The 18440-nt window shown below is 71.8% G+C and carries 10 protein-coding genes and 1 pseudogene; 5 read left to right on the forward strand and 6 right to left on the reverse strand.

What is annotated here, in order from left to right:
* Positions 1–162: 162 nt before the first annotated feature.
* From ACIBEC_RS29445 to ACIBEC_RS29470, 6 genes and pseudogenes are all read right to left on the reverse strand, one after another.
* Entirely contained in the window at positions 163–633 is a 471-nt protein-coding gene (locus ACIBEC_RS29445) for a GNAT family N-acetyltransferase (RefSeq protein ID WP_396289254.1), read from the reverse strand.
* Positions 634–672: 39 nt separating this feature from the next.
* A pseudogene (locus tag ACIBEC_RS29450) lies at positions 673–1419 on the reverse strand (hypothetical protein); the annotation flags it as partial.
* 125 nt (positions 1420–1544) lie between these two features.
* On the reverse strand, positions 1545–2240 hold the full coding sequence (locus tag ACIBEC_RS29455) for a hypothetical protein (protein WP_360498847.1): 696 nt from the start codon (positions 2238–2240) through the stop codon (positions 1545–1547).
* On the reverse strand, positions 2237–6421 hold the full coding sequence (locus ACIBEC_RS29460; RefSeq protein ID WP_360498845.1) for an NEW3 domain-containing protein: 4185 nt from the start codon (positions 6419–6421) through the stop codon (positions 2237–2239). The genes ACIBEC_RS29455 and ACIBEC_RS29460 overlap by 4 nt, the downstream gene beginning before the upstream one ends.
* A gap of 35 nt (positions 6422–6456) precedes the next feature.
* Positions 6457–8949 (reverse strand): discoidin domain-containing protein, encoded by a 2493-nt coding sequence (locus ACIBEC_RS29465; protein WP_360498843.1) that lies wholly within the window; start codon positions 8947–8949, stop codon positions 6457–6459.
* Positions 8950–9216: 267 nt separating this feature from the next.
* Positions 9217–10419: a LacI family DNA-binding transcriptional regulator gene (locus ACIBEC_RS29470; protein ID WP_360498841.1), complete on the reverse strand. Its 1203-nt coding sequence runs from the start codon at positions 10417–10419 to the stop codon at positions 9217–9219.
* A gap of 230 nt (positions 10420–10649) precedes the next feature.
* Here ACIBEC_RS29470 and ACIBEC_RS29475 point away from each other — a divergent pair, with 230 nt between their 5' ends.
* From ACIBEC_RS29475 to ACIBEC_RS29495, 5 genes are all read left to right on the forward strand, one after another.
* Positions 10650–11939 (forward strand): sugar ABC transporter substrate-binding protein, encoded by a 1290-nt coding sequence (locus ACIBEC_RS29475; RefSeq protein ID WP_360498839.1) that lies wholly within the window; start codon positions 10650–10652, stop codon positions 11937–11939.
* Positions 11940–12130: 191 nt separating this feature from the next.
* Positions 12131–13003: a sugar ABC transporter permease gene (locus tag ACIBEC_RS29480; RefSeq protein WP_360498838.1), complete on the forward strand. Its 873-nt coding sequence runs from the start codon at positions 12131–12133 to the stop codon at positions 13001–13003.
* 19 nt (positions 13004–13022) lie between these two features.
* Positions 13023–13880, forward strand: coding sequence for a carbohydrate ABC transporter permease (locus ACIBEC_RS29485; protein ID WP_360499061.1), 858 nt, complete (start codon positions 13023–13025; stop codon positions 13878–13880).
* A gap of 44 nt (positions 13881–13924) precedes the next feature.
* Positions 13925–15181 carry a glycosyl hydrolase gene (locus ACIBEC_RS29490; protein WP_360498836.1) on the forward strand — a complete coding sequence of 419 codons (1257 nt, stop codon included), beginning with the start codon at positions 13925–13927 and terminating at the stop codon, positions 15179–15181.
* Between the two features lie 123 nt (positions 15182–15304).
* Positions 15305–18349, forward strand: a complete 3045-nt coding sequence (locus ACIBEC_RS29495; protein WP_360498834.1) for a glycoside hydrolase family 38 C-terminal domain-containing protein — start codon at positions 15305–15307, stop codon at positions 18347–18349.
* Positions 18350–18440: the final 91 nt, after the last annotated feature.

Raw genomic sequence — 18440 nt, forward strand, 5'->3', positions numbered from 1 at the left:
TGGGGGCCTCCTCCCCCCCCCATCGCGGGGCCCCCCCCCGGGCGCGGCGTGCCCCGCCCCCGCCCCCCCCGGGCCCCGCGGCGGGGGGGGGGCGGGGGGGGCCGGCCCGACGGGATCGTGCCTCCGTGGCGGTGGTGGTTGTCCGATCGCCGGTTCGCGGGATCACAGCTCCCGCCGCATGAGGACGCACATCGTCTCGTAGCGGCGGATCGTGCCGTCCGGCGCCTCCTCGTCCCAGGAGTCGGGTTCGCGGCCGTACGCGACGTAGCCGAGGCGCTCGTACAGGGCGCGGGCCCGGGGGTTGTCCTCCTCGACGGCGAGTTCGCTGCGGGTCAGGCCGCGCTCCCTGATCCGCTGTTCGGCCGCGCGGATCAGCAGTGTGCCCAGGCCGCAGGACTGGAGTGCCGGGTGGACGCCGAGCTGCCACACGGTGCCGGCGCCGTCGGCGACCTGGTAGTCGATGCCGCCGATCGCCACCGGCAGGTCGGCGGGTGTGCAGACCGCCAGGTAGTCCACTTCGCCCGCCGCCGCGCGCACCAACTCGTGTTCCACGCAGCGCAGATGGGTGGCCGAGCCGGACCAGGTGCAGGCCGGCAGGTCCTCGTGGCGCAGGTTCCGCACGGTGACGGGCAGGGTGACGGCGGTGTGGGACCGGGCGGTGGGCCCCGTGGACGGCCGGAGCAGCGCCAGGTCGTCGCCCCACGCGTCCAGCGTCGCCGCGTGGCCCGCTTCCCGGGCCCTCGCCTCGACCTGCGCGAACAGCCCCTGTTGGGCGGACACGTCGCCCGTCCGCTGGATCCGCTCGATCGTGTCGAGCAGCATGCGGCCGCCCCAGCCCGGCAGCGGGTGCCGCTCCAGTTCCCAGGACAGGTACTTGTTGTAGGGGCGTGGCCGCCGGTCCAGCGCGAACAGGAGTTCCAGCAGGTGGCCGATGCTCTCGGCAGCATCGAGGAGGGACGGCAGGGCGAGGCCGTCACGGGCGTTCTTGACCGAGCGGTACAGCCAGTTGACGTAGGCGTCCAGCCGGGCGGCGACGGCGGTGCGCGCCTCCTCCGTACCGAGCCGGCCCTTCGCCGCGATGATCGCAGCGAGCTCGCCGCCGGTCCGGTCCAGCACGACGCGGGCTCGGGCGAGGGCGTACCGCTCCAGGCCGCCGAACGCGCGCAAGCCGTCCAGCGTGGTCACCACCACGTCCAGCGCGGCGGAGCGATAGCCGTCCAGGGCTGCCAGTCCGGTCGTGGCCCGGTCCGCGAGGACGACGTACACATCGTGGTCGGAATGCTCGGTGGGCATGTCCTCGTGCGCGTGCGACCCCTTGAGGATCAGCCCGACCACGTCGTCGTCGGCGGTGGCGCGATCGATGAACTCCTGGTATTCGGACGGTAGTTGCTGCGGAGTTGCGGGTCGATGAACCGTCACTTCTCCTCCATGCGGACCGGTTTGTGTTTCCTCGGCAAGCTAGCTGCGCCACCCCACCGACCGCACGCCGTTTTCCGCCGGCTCGGCCGGGCCGGGGCGGCGTCGCCGCCGCCCCGGGGGCGCGCTCAGTGGCGGTGGTGGTTGTCGGGTTGGGCGGGGTCGCCGGGGTGTTCGAGGCCTTCGACGAGCGTGAGGCGTCGGGCGCGTTCGCGGTCGAGCCAGCGGACGAAGGCGGCCCGTCGGGCGGCGTCGCGGAGGGCGGGGGTGGGGTCGGGCGTCTTCGATGGCATGACGGTGGAGAGGAGGGCAGCCGTCCAGGGGCCTGCGGTGACCCACTCGCCGACCGGGGCCGCGCGGAGGGCTTCGGCGAGAGCTGTCGGCAGGGTGTCCGGGTCGGCCTCCAACTCGCCGTCGGGGAGGGAGAGGTGCCAGCGTTCCACTGGCGCTCGGGTGGTCATGGTGCGGTAGTGGGCAATGTCCTCGGCCGAGGGCCCGATGTCGGCTGTCACCCAGACATAGGCGGCCCGGACGGCTGCGCTGCCCTCGTAGGCGGCCGCCGTGATGGAGCCGAGTTCGACGGCGGCTTGTTGGTCGAGGTGGGCGGGGCCGGACAGGGCGACGGGCAGGTTGCGTTCGGCGGCCACCGCCTCGCACAGTGCCTCCGTGAGCAGCACCTGGGCGACCCATCGGGTCAGCTGCCGGTCCTCCGAACTTCCGGGTTGCGGCAGGGCGGTGGCGCGCGGGCCGTTCCGGAGGGCGGGGAGCCGCTGATCGAGGCCGGTGCGCGCGAGGGGCCGACCGTCGAGCAGGCCGAGGGTCATGCTTCCACCACCAGGGCGACGGTCGGTGCGTACTGGCAGCGGCCGAACCACATCACCTTGGCGAGGGCCCAGTACGAGCCGGGGTCCGCGGATTCGGGGACGGCAATGGCGAAGTCGACCACCGTGGACGTACCGGCCGGGACGGTGAAGCCGCGTACGGGGTCGGCGATGGCCTCCCAGGTGCCCCATGGCGAGACCAGTTGCAGCTCGCCCCTGATCTCACCGCGCGTGCGGTTGGTGAGCGTGAGGCCGAGGGTGGCGTGGCCGCCCGGGTTCAGGCGCAGGCTCTGGTGCGGGACCTCCACGCTCAGTCCGGTGTCCCGACCCGAGGCCGCCTTGGTGCCCTGGGCGGCGGTCCAGTCTTCGGGCGTGTCGCCGGGGACGGACAGGAGAGCGGGGAGGGCGCCGACGGCGATCGTCACCACGTCCTCGATCTGCTGGCCGTCGTGGTCGATCCGGACGGCCGCGAAGTACAGCCCGGCTTCGGCGTCGGCGGGCGGGGTGAGGGTGACCGGGAAGCGCAGGTGCCCACCCGCCTCCAGCCGGTACGGGCGGCAGCCGAGGCTGGTGGCCCAGCCTTCGGGCGGCAGGACGACGGCCGTGCCCTCGACCGCCGCGTCCCGCAGCTGCGAGGAGAGGGCGGCCGAGAGCGTCACCGGCTCTCCTGCTGTCCGCAGAAGTCCGGGCGAGGCGCCGACGGATACCGGCAGGTAGCCGAGCGGTGCCGGGCCTCGGTTGTGCAGCCAGTAGCGGGCGTGGACGGGCTGGGCGGGTTCGGCGACCGGACCGAGGACCGGGCCGTCCGCCGAGGCGGAGACCTCGGGGGCGGCCAGCAGGGTGGCGATCTGCGAACCCGCGAGGTCCAGGCCCGACGTGGCGGAAGTGAGCGGCCGTTCCAGCAGGTCGGCGGGCCGTACGTCGCCCAGCCCGAGCGCGCCCGCGAGTGCGGCGGTTCGCCCGAGGCCCGTGGACTCGACCAGCCGGACGGCCAGTTCGGGTCCGCTTTCCGCCGCCGATCCCTTCGCGATCGGGTTCCCGGCCGGCTTGAGCGCGCCGAGCAGGACCTCGCGCTGCGGTTCGACGCGCAGCCAGGACAGGGTGGCCGGCAGTGGGCCCTCCTGCGCGGCCGTGACGCGGGCGTACAGCGGGTGGTTGAACTCCTGGCCGTGCGCGGGCAGCGTCTGCTCCCGCCAGTCGCCGTTCCCGCCGACCAGCGCGTAGCGGAACTCATGGGTCCAGTGCTGGAGTTGGAAGGATGCGCCGTCGGGCAGGGTGCGCCGGGGCGGGTCGATCCAGACGCCCGAGGGCCAGCCGGTGCACGACCGCATCAGGGACAGGTGCAGTGCCCCCGTGGTGTCGACGGCGAAGCCGGGCAGGCCGAAGCTGAGCAATGCCACGGTGTGGTCCGCGAGTTGATCGGAGACAGCGGCCGGGCAGACGGCGGTGATCCGGGCGTCGGCGAGGTCCTCGGCCAGCGCCGCGAGGTCGGTGACGACCAGCGCGGGCAGGGCCCGCAGGTCCCGCAGGTCGGCGTCCGGCCGCCAGACCTCGGCGAGCGGGGTCAGCGCCGGCACCCACACCGCGCCGTGCGCCTTCAGGGCGGCCGCGTACTCCTCGCCCACCTGTTCCATCAACTCGCCTGCCGCGTCGTTGACTTCGGGCGAGCCGACGACGATGCGGAAGTCCGGCAGGTTGGAGTCCACGTCCAGCCAGCCGTACCGCGCCCAGCCGGCGCCCGAGGTGGTGGCCGTCACACCCACCCGAGCGAGCGCGACGACCAGGGGGCGGGCGTCGGCGGCGTCGTCCAAGGTGGGCACGACGACTTCCGCCACACCCAGGGCCCGGGAGCCGATGACCGTACCGGCCGGGTCCGCGAGGTCGACACGCGCTGTGGCGCCGAGCCCGAACCAGGTGTTCGCCGGGTTGTCCAGGGTCCACGGCGCCTCCGCCGAGTCCACGTCGGGCATGGCGAAGCCGCGCCCGACGACCGCCCCCGCGACCTCGCTGACGGGCAGCCCGCCGGGGACGTCCACGGGGAAGCGCAGCCGCAGCAGCCGGTCGGCGCCGGAGTAGTCCACGATCCGGGTGCGGCAGTCGACCCGGTCGAGCCCGCGCCACAGGGTGACGGTCTGCTCGTATCGAAGAGCGGAGACCGTGCCCTCGATCACCAGGCGTTCGCCGAGCGGCCCGGTCTCCCGGCGGACCGACGCGGCGCCGTCACCGGAGCCGGCCACCGGGCCGCTGGGCACCAGATGCCAGGGGCCCTCGCCGAAGTCGGGGTGCTGCGGGTACTCCTCGTAGACGCGCAGTTCGTTGCCGATCCGGCCGTCCTGGATCAACTCCCGTTCGTGCCGCAGGTCCCAGACCGAGGTGAGGCCGCCGCCGCGTGCCGGGTCGGCGGTGACCCGGTAGCGTCCGTTGGCGATGCCCAGGCCTTCGGCCGCCGTCCACGGCTCCTCGGCGGTGCCTTCCACCAGTCGCCAGGTGCGCCAGCCGAGGGCGGGCACGTCCTCGGCGAGGAACCGTAGCGTCCCCCGGTCGACGAAGCTCGGCACCGCCTCGCCCCGGTCGTCCAGCACCCGCACCGACCGTACGCCGGACGGCAGTTCGACCGAGACGAGATCGGTCCGGTCGAAGGACAGCGTGTTGGTCACCACGACCGCCGAACCGGCCCCCGCCGTGGAGATCCGGCCCGTGAGCGCGTCCAGCGCCGCGTCCCGTACGCCGCTCGCCAGGTCGTACGCCTCCCGCCAGCCGCCGAGCAGGTCCAGGTACACCTGGTCGGACTCGGAGCCGGTGATCGCGTCGTGGTGGGCGCCGTAGGCGAGTTGGCGCCAGACCTTGTCCAGCGCGGCGGCCGGGTAGCGGCCGAGTCCGTGGACGGCGGCGAGCGTGGCGAGCTTCTCGGCGTCCACCGCCGCGACCTCGCCGGCCCGTTGGGCTTGCTTGGTGTCGATGTACGAGACGTCCTTGCCGGTGTACACCGGGTTCATGTCGCGGGTTTGCGGGCTGGGTCGCCGTCCGGTGGCGGCGAGTTCGGCCCGGACGGCGTCGAGGAAGTCGCGCGGGATGGCGCAGACGAACCGGGGCCAGAGGTATTTGGCGGCCCAGGAGCGGTGGATCTCGGTGACCCACTTGTTGGGCGGGGTGTAGTCCGTCCCGACCGGCAGCAGCAGGTTCTTCGTCGCGCCGACCGGCTTGAGCTTGCGGTACAGCTCGTGGACGGCTTCCTCGGCGGTGGCGAGGTCGGGCGAGGAGTCCATCCACCAGCCGGCCGAGTAGTGGTGCGGCATGTAGTGGGTGAGCACACCCTCGCCGCCGGGGGCGATCCATTCGAACTCGCTCGGGAACTGCATCACCCGGGCGTCGTCCTTGGCCTCGCGGAAGTTCTTCTGGATCGGGCCCCACTGGTGGAACGGGCCGCGTGCCCAGGCGCTGCCGGTGAGACCGGCTGCGGCGAGGTGGCCGGGGAACTGCGGGTCGTGTCCGAACACGTCGAGTTGCCAGGCGGTTCGGGGGTCCCCGCCGAGGATGTCGCGCTGGTAGCCGATGCCGTGGACGATGTTGCGGATGGTGGTCTCGGCGCCGGTGAGGTTGGTGTTCGGCTCGTTGTAGGTGCCGCCGACGAGTTCGACCTGGCCGCGTTCCAGCAGTAGTCGCAGCGTCTCACGCCGTTCCGGGTGCTGGTCGAAGTAGGGCTTCAGGTAGTCGACTTCGGCGAGCACGAACTTGTACACCGGGTCCCGCAGGGCGAGGTCCAGGTGTGCGTCGACGAGCGCGAAGCCGTTGCGCTCCCAGAGCGGCCGGGTGGTGGCGTCGGCGGAGAGCAGTTCCCAGGGGGAGGTGTAGGCGGCCTGGGTGTTCCACCAGACCGGGTCGTAGTGGAAGTGCGAGACCAGGAACATCGTCCAGCCGGGCTCGGCGATGTCCAACCGCCCTTCCGTGACGGCGTCTTCGGACCGGACGGTGACCGGGATCCGATCGCCCGGCCGGGCATCGGCAATGATCTCCAGGGGGACTTCGACCAGTCCCGTGCCGGTCGCCTCGCCGTGGACGCCCGGGCCGCTGACGGTGATCCGGGCGGCCGGGCCCTCGGTCGTCACGCGCAGGATCTGGCGCGGGGCGTCCTCCGGTCCGACGAACAGGTCGGTGCTCTCGACGGCGGTGATGGTGACCGGCACGGGGGCTTCCTTCCTCAGGTGCGAGCGGCGCGGGACTACGCGCCCCAGGCCTCGAACTCGTAGATGCGGGCGGCCGGGTCGGTGGTCTGGGTGGGCTTGGTGACCACCAGGCGGACGTAGCGGGCGGTGGTGGTCACCGAGTGGGTGGTGGTGCCGGCCGTGTTGCCCGTGACGGCGGCGACCGTCGTCCAGGGGTCGCTGGTGCCGGACCGGACCTGGATGGTGAAGTCGCGGGTGTTGTACGAGCTGCTCTCACCGCCCGCCGAAGCGTGCTTGACGACGAACTTGGACAGCTGCTTCGCCGAACCGAGATCCACCTCCAGCCACTTGGCGGAGCTCAGGGTGCACCACTTGTCGCTGTTGCCGCCGCTGACACTGCCGTTGACGGCCTTGGCCGGCGTCTCGTTGGCGTTGCACTGGCCGGAGGCGGTGGCCGGGCGGTTCAGTGCCAGGTTGGTGGAGGTCGGCGGCGTGCTGGTCCAACTCACCGTCGTCGACGCGGCGTTCGAGCGCCCGTACGTACTGGACACGGCCTCGACATCCAGTGTGGTGGCGGCTTCGCTGCCGGCCCGGTCGAGGCGCCCGACGAAGTACGCGTCGTTGGGCGTGGCGCCGAGGAAGGTCCGGGTGCCGTCCGCGTTGCGCCGGTACACCTCGTAGTGGTGGACGTTGCTGCCGGGCGCCGCCGTCCAGGACAGCCGCAGCGACTGGCTGGAGCCCGGCGTCACGTCGCTCGCGCCGAGGACGGTGAGGCTGCTCGGCGCCACCGGAGTCTCCACCGTGCCGTCATAGACGGCGACTTGGCCGACCCGAAGGTCGTACGCGGGGTCGGATCCCTCGACCCGGAGCGCGATCTGGGCGATGGTGCGGCCTGCGTACGGGGAGAGGTCGAGGGTGTGGCGCTCCCACCCGGTCCCGGAGTCCGCGCCGACGTCGATCGTGGTGAAGCTGTTCGGCGCGTCGGTGAAGGTGACGGCGGCCTTGAGCTTGGTGGGCCCGGCGGCCGGGGTCCTCACCACCAGGTCCAGCTTGGTGGTCGCCGCGACCGGCAGCTTGGCCTGGTACAGCCGGACGGTGTTGGCGGCGTCCAGGGTGCCGGTCAGCCGCAGCGAGGAGCCGCCCTGGTAGGCGTCGGTGAAGTCGACGGACGGGGTCAGCCTGCTGCCGGCGGAGTCGACCATCCAGCGGTAGGTGGGCGGGACGTCCTGGAGCGAGAGGTTGTTCCAGCCGCCGGTGGCGACCCGGGTGCCGCCCGCGTTATAGAAGTCGCCCTGCCCGGTGTCGAAGTTGGTGACGAAGGGCTTGGCGGTGATCGGCGAGGATTCGGCGACGTAGCCGGCCAGGCCGGGCCAGCTCGACGAGAGGTCCGTTCGGGACGGGTCGTTGTTGGCGCCGACCCAGTAGCGGGCGTCCTTGGCGTAGAAGTCGGCGCGGTCGGTGGCGGACTTCCAGGTCCACTCCGGGCGGTAGAGGCCGAGCGAGGTGGTGTGCGGTGTGCCGGTCGGGAAGAGGGTGTTCCAGTCCACGCTCGTGTTGTAGCCGTTGGCCTCGGTGTCGATGCCGGAGTAGAGGTCGTACTCGCTGCGGCCGAGCTGCCGGGCCAGCGTCCGGGAGGAGTTCAGGCCGCTCGCGGACCAGTCGAAGTTCAGGAACATCGAGTCCGAGGTGCGCTTCGAACCATCCTGCAGAAACGGGGAGTTGGCGGAGGTCAGGGCGTTCTGCCAGTCGACCGCGCCGGAGGTGGTCATCGCGTCGTACCACATGAACTCGGTGCCGCTCTGCGCCCTGGTGTACTGCATCAGGTTCCGCAGCTCGCCGGCGAGAGCCGAATCGCCGCCGCCGGTCTCCTGGTTGATGAACCAGCCGTCGAAGCCGTAGTACTGCGCGGCCTGGGCGAGCTTGTCGGCGACGGGGTAGCGGCTGCCGGACTTCTGGACGAAGTCGCGCACCCACTGGATCTGGCCGCCGTACGCGCCGGGCGGGAAGAAGACGGTGCCGTAGACCTTGACGCCGTTGCGGTGGGCGGCGTCGATGACGGTCGGGTTGGGGGCGAGGATCAGGCCCTCGCCGGCCGAGCCGCCCCAGAACACCAGCTTGTCGACGTACTGCCAGTAGCCGAAGGCGTAGTAGTTGGGGTCGGCGGAGCCCTGGGAGGGGTTGTTGGAGGTGGGGCCGAAGGAGACCAGGGAGGCGATCTTCCCTTCGCCGGTACGGGCGTTGGGGTTCGCCTTGAGCGCCGGGTCACTGGTGCGCGGTTGCAGCGGGACGCGGGAGCGGTTGAAGCGGGCGTCCGGGTCGGTGGCCGGGTCCCAGTTCAGGATGGTGCTGGGGTACCAGTACGAGGCGAAGGGCTGGCTGCCCGGGCCGGCGGTGGCGGCGGGTGCCGAGCCTGGCGTTCCGGCGGGTGCCGAACCGGCCGTGCCGACGGGTGCCGCGACCGGTCTCGGCTCGGCCCAGGCCGAGGGGGTGGCGGTCAGCGCGGCCGTCGCGAGGGCGGCGCTGAGCAGCAGGGGGAGGCGTCGTGACATGCGGTGGCTCCGATCGAGCGGAGGAGGTGGGGGTGGGCCCGCCGTCGCGTACGGGGGGCCGGGTGCATGCGGGCGTGCCAGTGCTGGAACGGGTGGCGCCGGAACGGGTAGGGCCGGAGCTGGTGGCGGCGGAACGCGTGGCGCCGGAACGGGCGGGGGTCGTCGCCGCAGCGGCGGTTGCTCGACGTACGAGCGCAGCGGGAGCCGGACGAAGTGCGGCAGCGTGCGGCGGAGCGCGCCGGGCGGGAGCCGCTCGGCGCTGCGAGGCTAAACCGGTTCAGAAGCGCTGTCAACGACTCGCGCAGCAACCACTCCGGGGAGCGAATCGCCGACGGAACCGGCCTCGGACTCGACGACGGAACCGGCCTCGGACTCGACGAGGGAAGCGGCCTCGGACTCGCCGGACGAACCGGCCGCGGACTCGACGAGGGAACCCGCCGCGGACTCGCCGGCACGACCGGGCGGCGAGGTGGACTCCCGTACGGTCAGCCGTGGCGTCGGCATCTGCAGGTCCCGCCCGGGCCCGGCCTCGTCGAGGGCGGCCAGCAGGCTGCGGGCGACCTGCTCGCCGAGCGCGAAGGTGTCCCGGCTGAGCGCGGTCAGCGGCGGGTGGACGATCCGGGCGAGCACCGAGTCGTCGAAGGAGACGATGGACAGCTCGCCGGGTACCACGACACCCATCTCGCCCGCCACGCCGAGCCCGGCGACGGCCATCACGTCGCTGTCGTAGACGATCGCGGTGGGACGCCTGGCCCGGGAGAGCAGCGTGCGGGTGGCGGCGGCGCCCTCGGCGTCGCTGAAGTCGGTGGGCACCGACACGGCTTCCTCCAGGCCGAGCCGGCGCGAGGCGTCGCGCAGCGCACGGATCCGCCGCTGGGTGTGCTGGAAGTGCGGCAGCCCGGCGAGGTGGGCGATCCGGCGGTGCCCGATGGCGGCCAGGTAGTCGACGATCGAGAGCATCGCCTCCCGGTCGTCGGCCCAGATCCGCAGCTGGTTGCCGCCCTTGCCGGGCCCGCCGAGGACGACGGCGGGCAGCCCGAGCTCGTCCAGTACCGGCAGTCGCGGGTCCTTGACCTGCAGGTCGACCAGGATGAAGCCGTCGACGCGGTGCTCGGAGGCCCACCGGCGGTAGACCTCGATCTCGGCGGCGGTGTCCTCGACGACCATCAGGTGCAGCGCGACGGAGCTGGCCGAGAGCACGGCCTGGAGGCCGGAGAGCAGCTGGCTGAAGAACGGCTCGACGCCTATGGTGCGGGCGGGGCGGGCGATCACCAGGCCGACGGCGTCGGCCCGGGCACCGCCGAGGGCGCGTGCGGCGCTGTGCGGGCGCCAGTTCATCTCCTCCGCGACCCGCAGGATCCGGGCCCGGGTCGCCTCGCTCACGCCCGGGCGGCCGTTGAGCGCGAAGGACACCGCGCCCTTGGAGACACCGGCCTGGCGGGCGATGTCGGCGATCGTCGGTCTGCCCACAGGACCCGACTCCTCTCTTGACAGCCAAGTTTAGGCGGGAGCATAGTCCCTGGCATAGCTAGACCGGTTTAGTTGGTTAGTGAGTCAGGTTCCGGGATTCGCCACAACCCCCTGTCGACGGAACTCCCGTTGACAGAAACCCCCGTTGACGGAGAACCCCCGGAACATCCCCGGGAAGCACCCCGAGCTCAGCACGATCCCCCACCCACCCCCAGGACCGGGAGACCCTCATGCGAAGAATCTGGGCGGCACTGACGACTACGGCCCTCACCGCGGCCGCACTCACCGGCTGCGGACTCGGCTCCGGTGACACCAAGGACAGCGACAGCGTGGCGAGTGCGGCCGCCACCGGCGAGGTCAAGGGCAAGGTCTCGCTGCAGACCTGGGCGCTCAAGCCGAAGTTCACCGACTACATGCAGGGCGTGATCGACGGTTTCAAGAAGAAGTACCCCGGCGTCGAGGTCGACTGGCTCGACCAGCCCGGCGAGGGTTACTCCGACAAGGTGCTCAGCCAGGCCGCCGCCGGCACCCTGCCCGACGTGGTGAACCTGCCGCCCGACTTCGCCCTCCCGCTCGCGCGGAAGGACCTCCTGCTGGACGTCGCCAAGGCCGACCCGAAGCTCGCCGACGAGTACGTCGCCGGCGGCGTCGATGCCTACCGCTTCGCCGGCCACCCGGGCACCTTCGGCTACCCCTGGTACCTCAACACCGATGTGAACTACTGGAGTTCGGAACTCCTCACGAAGAACGGCCTGGACCCGAAGAAGCCCCCGACCAGTCTGGACGAACTGATCGCCCAGGCCCGGGTGATGAAGGAGAAGTCCGGCGGCCAGACCTACCTGATGAGCCGCAAGCCGGGCCTCGGCGACCTCTACAACGCCGGCGTGAAACTCATGTCCGACGACGGCAGGACTTTCACCTTCAACACCCCCGAGGCCGCCGCGCTGCTCGACAGGTACCGCGACGCCTTCAAGGAGGGCCTGCTCCCCAAGGACGTGCTGACCAACACCTACGCCGGCAACACCAAGCTGTTCAACGCCGGCACCGCCGCCTGGACCACCGCCGGCGCCAACTACATCACCAGCCTGGCCACCGACAACCCGACGCTCGCCCCGAAGGTCGTCCCGTCCGCCGCACTGGCCACCCCGCCGCTGTACGTCCAGGGCGTGTCCATCCCGAAGAGCACCAAGAACCCGGCCGCCGCGGTCGCCCTCGCCCGCTGGGTCACCAGCGCCGAGAACCAGGCCGCCTTCGCCCACCTGACCAGCATCTTCCCGTCCACCAAGGCCTCGTCGAACGACCCCTTCTTCAGCAAGAGCGACGGCACCAACGCGGGCGACGCCAAGGTGATCGCGTTCAACTCGCTCGCCAAGGCCAAGCTGATCCAGCCCGTCCAGGTCGACGACGCGATGAGCACCATCGTCAACCAGCAGATCGCGCTCGCGATCAGCGGCGACGCGAGCTCCAAGCAGGCGCTGGACACCGCCGTCGAGCAGTGCAACAAGCTACTCAAGGGCTGACCCCGACCAGCAGCCCCGCGCAACGTCACCGACCACAGCCCCGATCAGCGTCACCCACCGACAGCCCCGACCGACAGCCCCGACCGTACCGGCCGAGCGGCGGGTTCCGGGTACCCACCCGCCCCCACACCCGCCGCTCCCGGGAATGACCCGCACCGCCCGCAGGCCCAGGCTCCAGGAAGGCAAACCGCATGACCCACCGGCGTTGGTTCACCCCCTGGCTGCTCGCCGGGCCCGCGATAGTCTGGCTGGCCGTCTTCAACCTCTGGCCGGCCGTCAACACGGTGATCCTGTCCTTCACCAACGCCAAGCCGCTGGGCGGCGGGCAGTTCACCGGCCTGGAGAACTACGGCCGCCTGCTGGACGACGAGCAGCTCGCCGACGCCCTGCTCAACAGCATCGTCTTCATGATGGTCTGCCTGCCCCTGCTGACCATCCTGCCGCTGCTGCTCGCGCTGCTCGTCCAGCGCAGGATCCCCGGCATCACCTTCTTCCGGACCGCCTTCTACACCCCGGTGATCGCCTCCGCCGTCGTGGTGGCGCTGATCTGGGGCTGGGTGCTGAACGATCGCGGGCTGGTCAACGGCGTGCTCCAGCAGACCGGACTGGCCGACTCCCCGGTCGACTTCCTGACCGACCGCTGGCTGCTGCTGTTCAGCGCGATCGCCCTGACCGTCTGGAAGGGCCTCGGCTACTACATGGTCATCTACCTGTCCGCCCTCGCCAACGTCCCGCGCGAGCTGCACGAGGCGGCGGCCGTGGACGGCGCCGGGCCGGTCAGCCGGTTCTGGCATGTCACCCTGCCCGGGGTGCGGCCGACCATGGTCCTGATCTCCGCGCTGATCTCGGTGAGCTCGCTGCGCGTCTTCTCCGAGCTGTACGTGCTCTCCAACGGCCAGGGCGGCCCCGGCGGACGGGACATGTCGGTGGTGATGCTGATCCAGATGTACAGCCGCGGCTTCAACGGCCACCTCGGCTACGCCTCGGCGCTCAGCCTGCTGCTGTTCGTCGTCACCCTCGCCCCGATGCTGTTCCTGATGCGCCTGAACCGGAAGGCGGCCTGAACCCGTGACCACCCGCCCGATGAAGGCCGCCAAGGGCTCCCGGGGCTTCGACACCCCCTCCCCCGCCCGGACCGTCGCCCGCTACCTGCTCCTGGTGCTCGTCCTGCTCCTGGTCATCGGCCCGTTCCTGTGGCAACTGTCCACCTCCCTCAAGGGCCCCGCCGAGGACGTCTTCACCCGCACCCCGACCTTCCTGCCCGAGCAGCCCACCCTCGGCAACTACGGCAAGGTCGCCGAGACCATCCCGGTGTGGACCTACGCGCTCAACTCGGTGATCGTCGCCGCGGTCTGCATCACCGGCAACGTGGTCGGCTGCACCCTGGCCGGCTACGCGTTCGCCCGGCTGCGCTTCCGCGGCGCCAAGCTCGTCCTCGGCCTCTTCCTCGCCACGCTCGTCCTGCCGGGCGAGGTCACCATCGTCTCCCAGTACGTGCTGGTGCGCGGCCTCGGCCTGGCCGACACCCTGGCCGGCGTCGCGCTGCCGGGCTCGATCGCGATGCTCAACGTGCTGCTGATGCGCACCGCCTTCGCGGCCGTCCCGCTTGAGCTGGACCAGGCCGCGCTGGTGGACGGCGCCAACGTCTGGCAGCGGCTGTGGCACATCGGCCTGCCGAACGTGCGCGGCATGATCAGCGTGATCGTGATCTTCACCTTCATCGGCGCCTGGGACGACTTCCTCTGGCCGCTGATCGTGCTCAACGACCCGCAGAAGTACACCCTCACCGTCGGGCTGCAGTACCTCAACGGCACCTTCTCCGCCAACCCCCGGCTGATCGCGGCCGGCACCATGATCGCCTTCCTGCCGATCGTCGTGGTGTTCGGCGTCTGCCAGCGCTTCTTCTTCAAGGGCGTCGAGGAGGGAGCCGTCAAGGGCTAGCGCCACCGTCCGTACGCCCCGAACCCAGTCGAGGAAGCTCTCCGATGACCACCGCCCCCCGCTTCGGCGTCAACTACACCCCCAGTGTCGGCTGGTTCCACCACTGGCTCGACTTCGACCTCGACGCCGTGCGCGCCGACTTCGACTCCATCGCCGCCCTCGGCCTGGACCACGTCCGGGTCTTCCCGCTGTGGCCGCTGTTCCAGCCCAACCGCACCTTGATCCGCCCGCGCGCCGTCGACCAGCTGACCGCCCTGGTGGACGCGGCCGGCGAACGCGGGCTGGACGTCGCGGTGGACGGCCTGCAGGGCCACCTGTCCAGCTTCGACTTCCTGCCGGCCTGGACCCGGACCTGGCACCGGCGCAACCTCTTCACCGACCCCGAGGTCGGCGACGGCCAGGCCGCCTACCTGCGCACCCTCGCCGAGGCGCTGCGCGAACGGCCCAACTTCCTCGGGATGACGCTCGGCAACGAGATCAACCAGTTCTCCGGCGACCCGCACCCCGACCCGGACCGGGCCACCCCCGCCGAGGCCGAGGCCTGGCTGCGCCGGATGCTCGACGCCTGCGAGACCGGCGCCCCCGGCCGGCTGCACCTGCACGCCTCGTACGACGCCGCCTGGTACCTGGACGACCACCCGTTCACGCCCTGGCACTCGGCCCGGATCGGCGCCGCCACCGCCGTGCACTCCTGGGTGTTCAACGGCACCGCCCAGCGCTACGGCGCCCACTCCACCGCCACCGCCCAGCACGCCGCGTACCTGGTCGAACTGTCCAAGGCCTGGGCGGACGACCCGGCCCGCCCGGTCTGGCTGCAGGAGGTCGGCGCGCCCGCCCCGCACATCGGCCCCGAGGACGCGGCGCGCTTCACCGGCGCCACCGTCGAGGCCGTCCTGGACTGCCCGGACCTGTGGGGCGTCACCTGGTGGTGCTCGCACGATGTGGACCGCTCGCTCGCCGACTTCCCCGAACTCGAGTACAGCCTGGGACTGTTGACCACCGACCGGACGGTCAAACCGGCCGGCGTCCGGCTCGCCGAGGCCGCCGCCGAGGCCCGCCGCTCCTGGCAGCCCCCGAAGCCGCGCAGCACCGCCGTGGTGGTCACCACCGGCGACGAGGTCACCTCCCCGAAACGCTCGGCCTGCGGCCCCGGCGGCCCGGTGTACGAGGCGTTCATGCGCCTCGCCGAGGCGGGCGCCCGCCCGACCGCCGTCCTCGCCGAACGCGCCGGGGACCGCGAGCACCTGGCCGCGCGCGGTATCACCGAGGTGGTCCACCCCGACGACGTATCTTCCCTCTAGCCCGTTCCCGTCCGACCTCAGCCACGCACCACGCACCACGCAGTCACGCAGCCCTCAGTCACGCATCACGCAGCCACGCATCACTGCCACGCACCCCTCAGCCACGCAACGGAGCCCGCTGACATGCACGATGACCGCACCCTGGTCGAGTCCCGCCTCAAGCGCGTCCTGGACGAGCGCATCCGCCCGGCCGTGTACCCCGAGTCCGTCCCGCTGGAGGTCGGCATCTGGACGGCGCCAGGTGAGCCCGTCCCGGTCGCCGAGGGCCTGGCCGCGCCGCGCACCCCGATCGCGGTCGGCGACACCTGGGGCGCGCCCTGGGGCACCAGCTGGATCACCGTGACCGGTACGGTGCCCGAGGCCTGGGCGGGCCGGACCGTCGAGGCGCTGATCGACCTCGGCTTCGACGCCAACATGCCCGGCTTCCAGTGCGAGGGCCTGGTCTACCGCCCCGACGGCACCCCGGTGAAGGGGCTCAACCCGCAGAACCAGTGGGTGCGGATCGCCGCCCCGGCGGCCGGCGGCGAGCCGGTGCTGCTGCACGTCGAGGCCGCTTCCAACCCGGTCATCCTGGACTACCACCCCTTCCTGCCCACCGAGTTGGGCGACCAGGAGACGGCGGGCGACCGGCCGCAGTACAAGCTGGCCCGGATGGACCTCGCCGTCTTCGACGAGACGGTCTGGCAGCTGGTACTGGACCTGGAGGTGCTCGGCGAACTGATGGCGGAGCTGCCGGTGGAGAGCGCCCGCCGCTGGGACCTGCTGCGCGCCATCGGCCGGGCCCTGGACGCCGTCGACCTGCAGGACGTCAACGGCACGGCGGCGGCCGCCCGTTCACAGCTCGAAGGGGTGCTGGCCGCGCCCGCTGTGCCGTCCGCGCACCGGATCAGCGCGATCGGCCACGCGCACATCGACTCGGCCTGGCTGTGGCCGCTGCGCGAGACCGTCCGCAAGGTGGCCCGCACCACCGCCAACATGACCGCGCTGCTGGAGGACGAGCCGGACTTCCTCTACACCATGTCGCAGGCGCAGCAGTTCGCGTGGATCAAGGAGCACCGACCCGAGGTGTACGCGCGGGTCCGGAAGGCGGTGGCCGAGGGCCGGTTCGTCCCGGCCGGCGGCATGTGGGTGGAGTCGGACACCAACATGCCCGGTTCGGAGGCGATGGCCCGGCAGTTCGTGCACGGCAAGCGGTTCTTCCTGGACGAGTTCGGGGTGGAGAACCACGAGGCCTGGCTGCCGGACACCTTCGGCTTCACCGGCGGCCTGCCGCAGATCATCCGCAACGCCGGCTCCAAGTGGCTGCTGACGCAGAAGATCTCGTGGAGCCAGGTCAACAAGTTCCCGCACCACACCTTCCTGTGGGAGGGCATCGACGGGACCCGGATCTTCACCCACTTCCCGCCCGTGGACACCTATAACTGCTCCATGAAGGGCAGTGAAATCGCCCACGCGGCACGGAACTTCAAGGACAAGGGGGTGGCCAGGCACTCGCTCGCGCCGACCGGCTGGGGCGACGGCGGCGGCGGCACGACCCGCGAGATGGTCGCCAAGGCGGCCCGGATGAAGGACCTGGAGGGCTCGGCCACCGTCCGCTGGGAGAGGCCCGCCGAGTTCTTCGCCAAGGCCGAGGCCGAGTACCCGAACCCACCGGTCTGGGTCGGCGAGCTCTACCTGGAGCTGCACCGGGCCACCCTGACCAGCCAGGCCAAGACCAAGCAGGGCAACCGGCGCAGCGAGAACCTGCTACGCGAGGCCGAACTCTGGTGCACCACCGCCACGTTGCGCACCGGCGCGGCGTACCCGTACGAGCAGCTGGACCGGATCTGGAAGACCGTACTGCTGCACCAGTTCCACGACATCCTGCCCGGCTCGTCCATCGCCTGGGTGCACCGCGAGGCCGAGGCCACGTACGCGGCGCTGGCCGGGGAGCTGGGGGAGCTGATCGGACGGGCCCAGCGGGCCCTCGCCGGGGATCCCTCGGGTGGACGCGAGCTGGTGTTCAACGCGGCGCCGCACGCGCGCTCCACCGTCGCAGCGGGCGGGGCCGGCGTGGTGGCTCCGCCGGTGGACGGCTGCACGGTGGTCGAGCGGCCCGAGGGCGGCTACCTCCTGCGCAACGGCCTGCTGGACGTCGTGGTGGACGCGGACGGCCTGGTGGCCTCGGTGGTCGAGGTGGCGAGCGGTCGGGAGTCCGTCGCCCCCGGCACCCGCGCCAACCTGCTCCAGTTGCACCCCGACTTTCCCAACATGTGGGACGCCTGGGACGTCGACCAGTTCTACCGCAACACCGTCACCGACCTGACCGGCGTGGACTCGCTCACTGTCCTCTCGGAGACGGCCGAGCGGGTCTCCGTCCGGGTCGTGCGTTCCTTCGGCTCGTCCACCGCCGTCCAGGATCTGACCCTGCGCGCGGGCGAGCAGCGCCTCGACATCGAGACCCTGGTCGACTGGCACGAGACCGAGAAGTTCCTCAAGGCCGCGTTCCCGCTGGACATCCACACCGAGCGCTACGCCGCCGAGACCCAGTTCGGCCACCTCTACCGGCCCACCCACACCAACACCAGTTGGGACGCCGCCAAGTTCGAGGCCTGCAACCACCGCTTCGTCCACCTCGACGAGCCCGGCTGGGGCGTCGCCCTGGTCACCGCCTCGACCTACGGCCACGACGTCACCCGCACGGTGCGCTCCGGCGACGGCGGCACCACCACCACGGTCCGCTTCTCGCTGCTGCGCGCCCCGCGCTTCCCCGACCCGAAGACCGACCAGGGCCTGCACCGCTTCCGGCACGCCCTGGTCCCGGGCGCGGCGATCGGCGACGCCGTCCGCGAGGGGTACCGGATCGGCCTGCCCGAGCGGCGGGTCACCGGCAGCGCCGAGCGGGTCGCACCGCTGGTGGAGCTGGACAACGACGCGCTCGTGGTGAGCGCGGTCAAGCTCGCCGACGACCGCAGCGGGGACCTGATCGTCCGGGTCTACGAGGCGGGCGGCGGCCGCGCCCGGGGCCGGCTGACCACCTCCCTCCCGCTGGCCGACGCCGTCCCCTGCGACCTGCTGGAGCGGCCCTGGGACGGCACCCGCGGCGAGGTGGCGGTCGAGGACGGCGCGGTGCGGCTCGCGCTGCGCCCGTTCGAGCTGGTCACCCTGCGGCTCCGGGCGGCCGGCTAGCTGTACTGACCACAGAGGTTGGTGACGGGGTTCACAGGCGGGTGATCTTGAAATGAGTGAGGGCCTTCTGGCTCGGTGTGGATTGCGACAT

The organism is Kitasatospora sp. NPDC051164 (assembly GCF_044455625.1).
GTDB lineage: Bacteria > Actinomycetota > Actinomycetes > Streptomycetales > Streptomycetaceae > Kitasatospora.

Coding starts and splice junctions, on each gene's coding strand:
- ACIBEC_RS29485 (WP_360499061.1), top strand. CDS start 13,023: ATGAAGGCCGCCAAGGGCTCCCGGGGCTTCGACACCCCCTCCCCCGCC.
- ACIBEC_RS29490 (WP_360498836.1), top strand. CDS start 13,925: ATGACCACCGCCCCCCGCTTCGGCGTCAACTACACCCCCAGTGTCGGC.
- ACIBEC_RS29465 (WP_360498843.1), bottom strand. CDS start 8,949: ATGTCACGACGCCTCCCCCTGCTGCTCAGCGCCGCCCTCGCGACGGCC.
- ACIBEC_RS29495 (WP_360498834.1), top strand. CDS start 15,305: ATGCACGATGACCGCACCCTGGTCGAGTCCCGCCTCAAGCGCGTCCTG.
- ACIBEC_RS29475 (WP_360498839.1), top strand. CDS start 10,650: ATGCGAAGAATCTGGGCGGCACTGACGACTACGGCCCTCACCGCGGCC.
- ACIBEC_RS29455 (WP_360498847.1), bottom strand. CDS start 2,240: ATGACCCTCGGCCTGCTCGACGGTCGGCCCCTCGCGCGCACCGGCCTC.
- ACIBEC_RS29480 (WP_360498838.1), top strand. CDS start 12,131: ATGACCCACCGGCGTTGGTTCACCCCCTGGCTGCTCGCCGGGCCCGCG.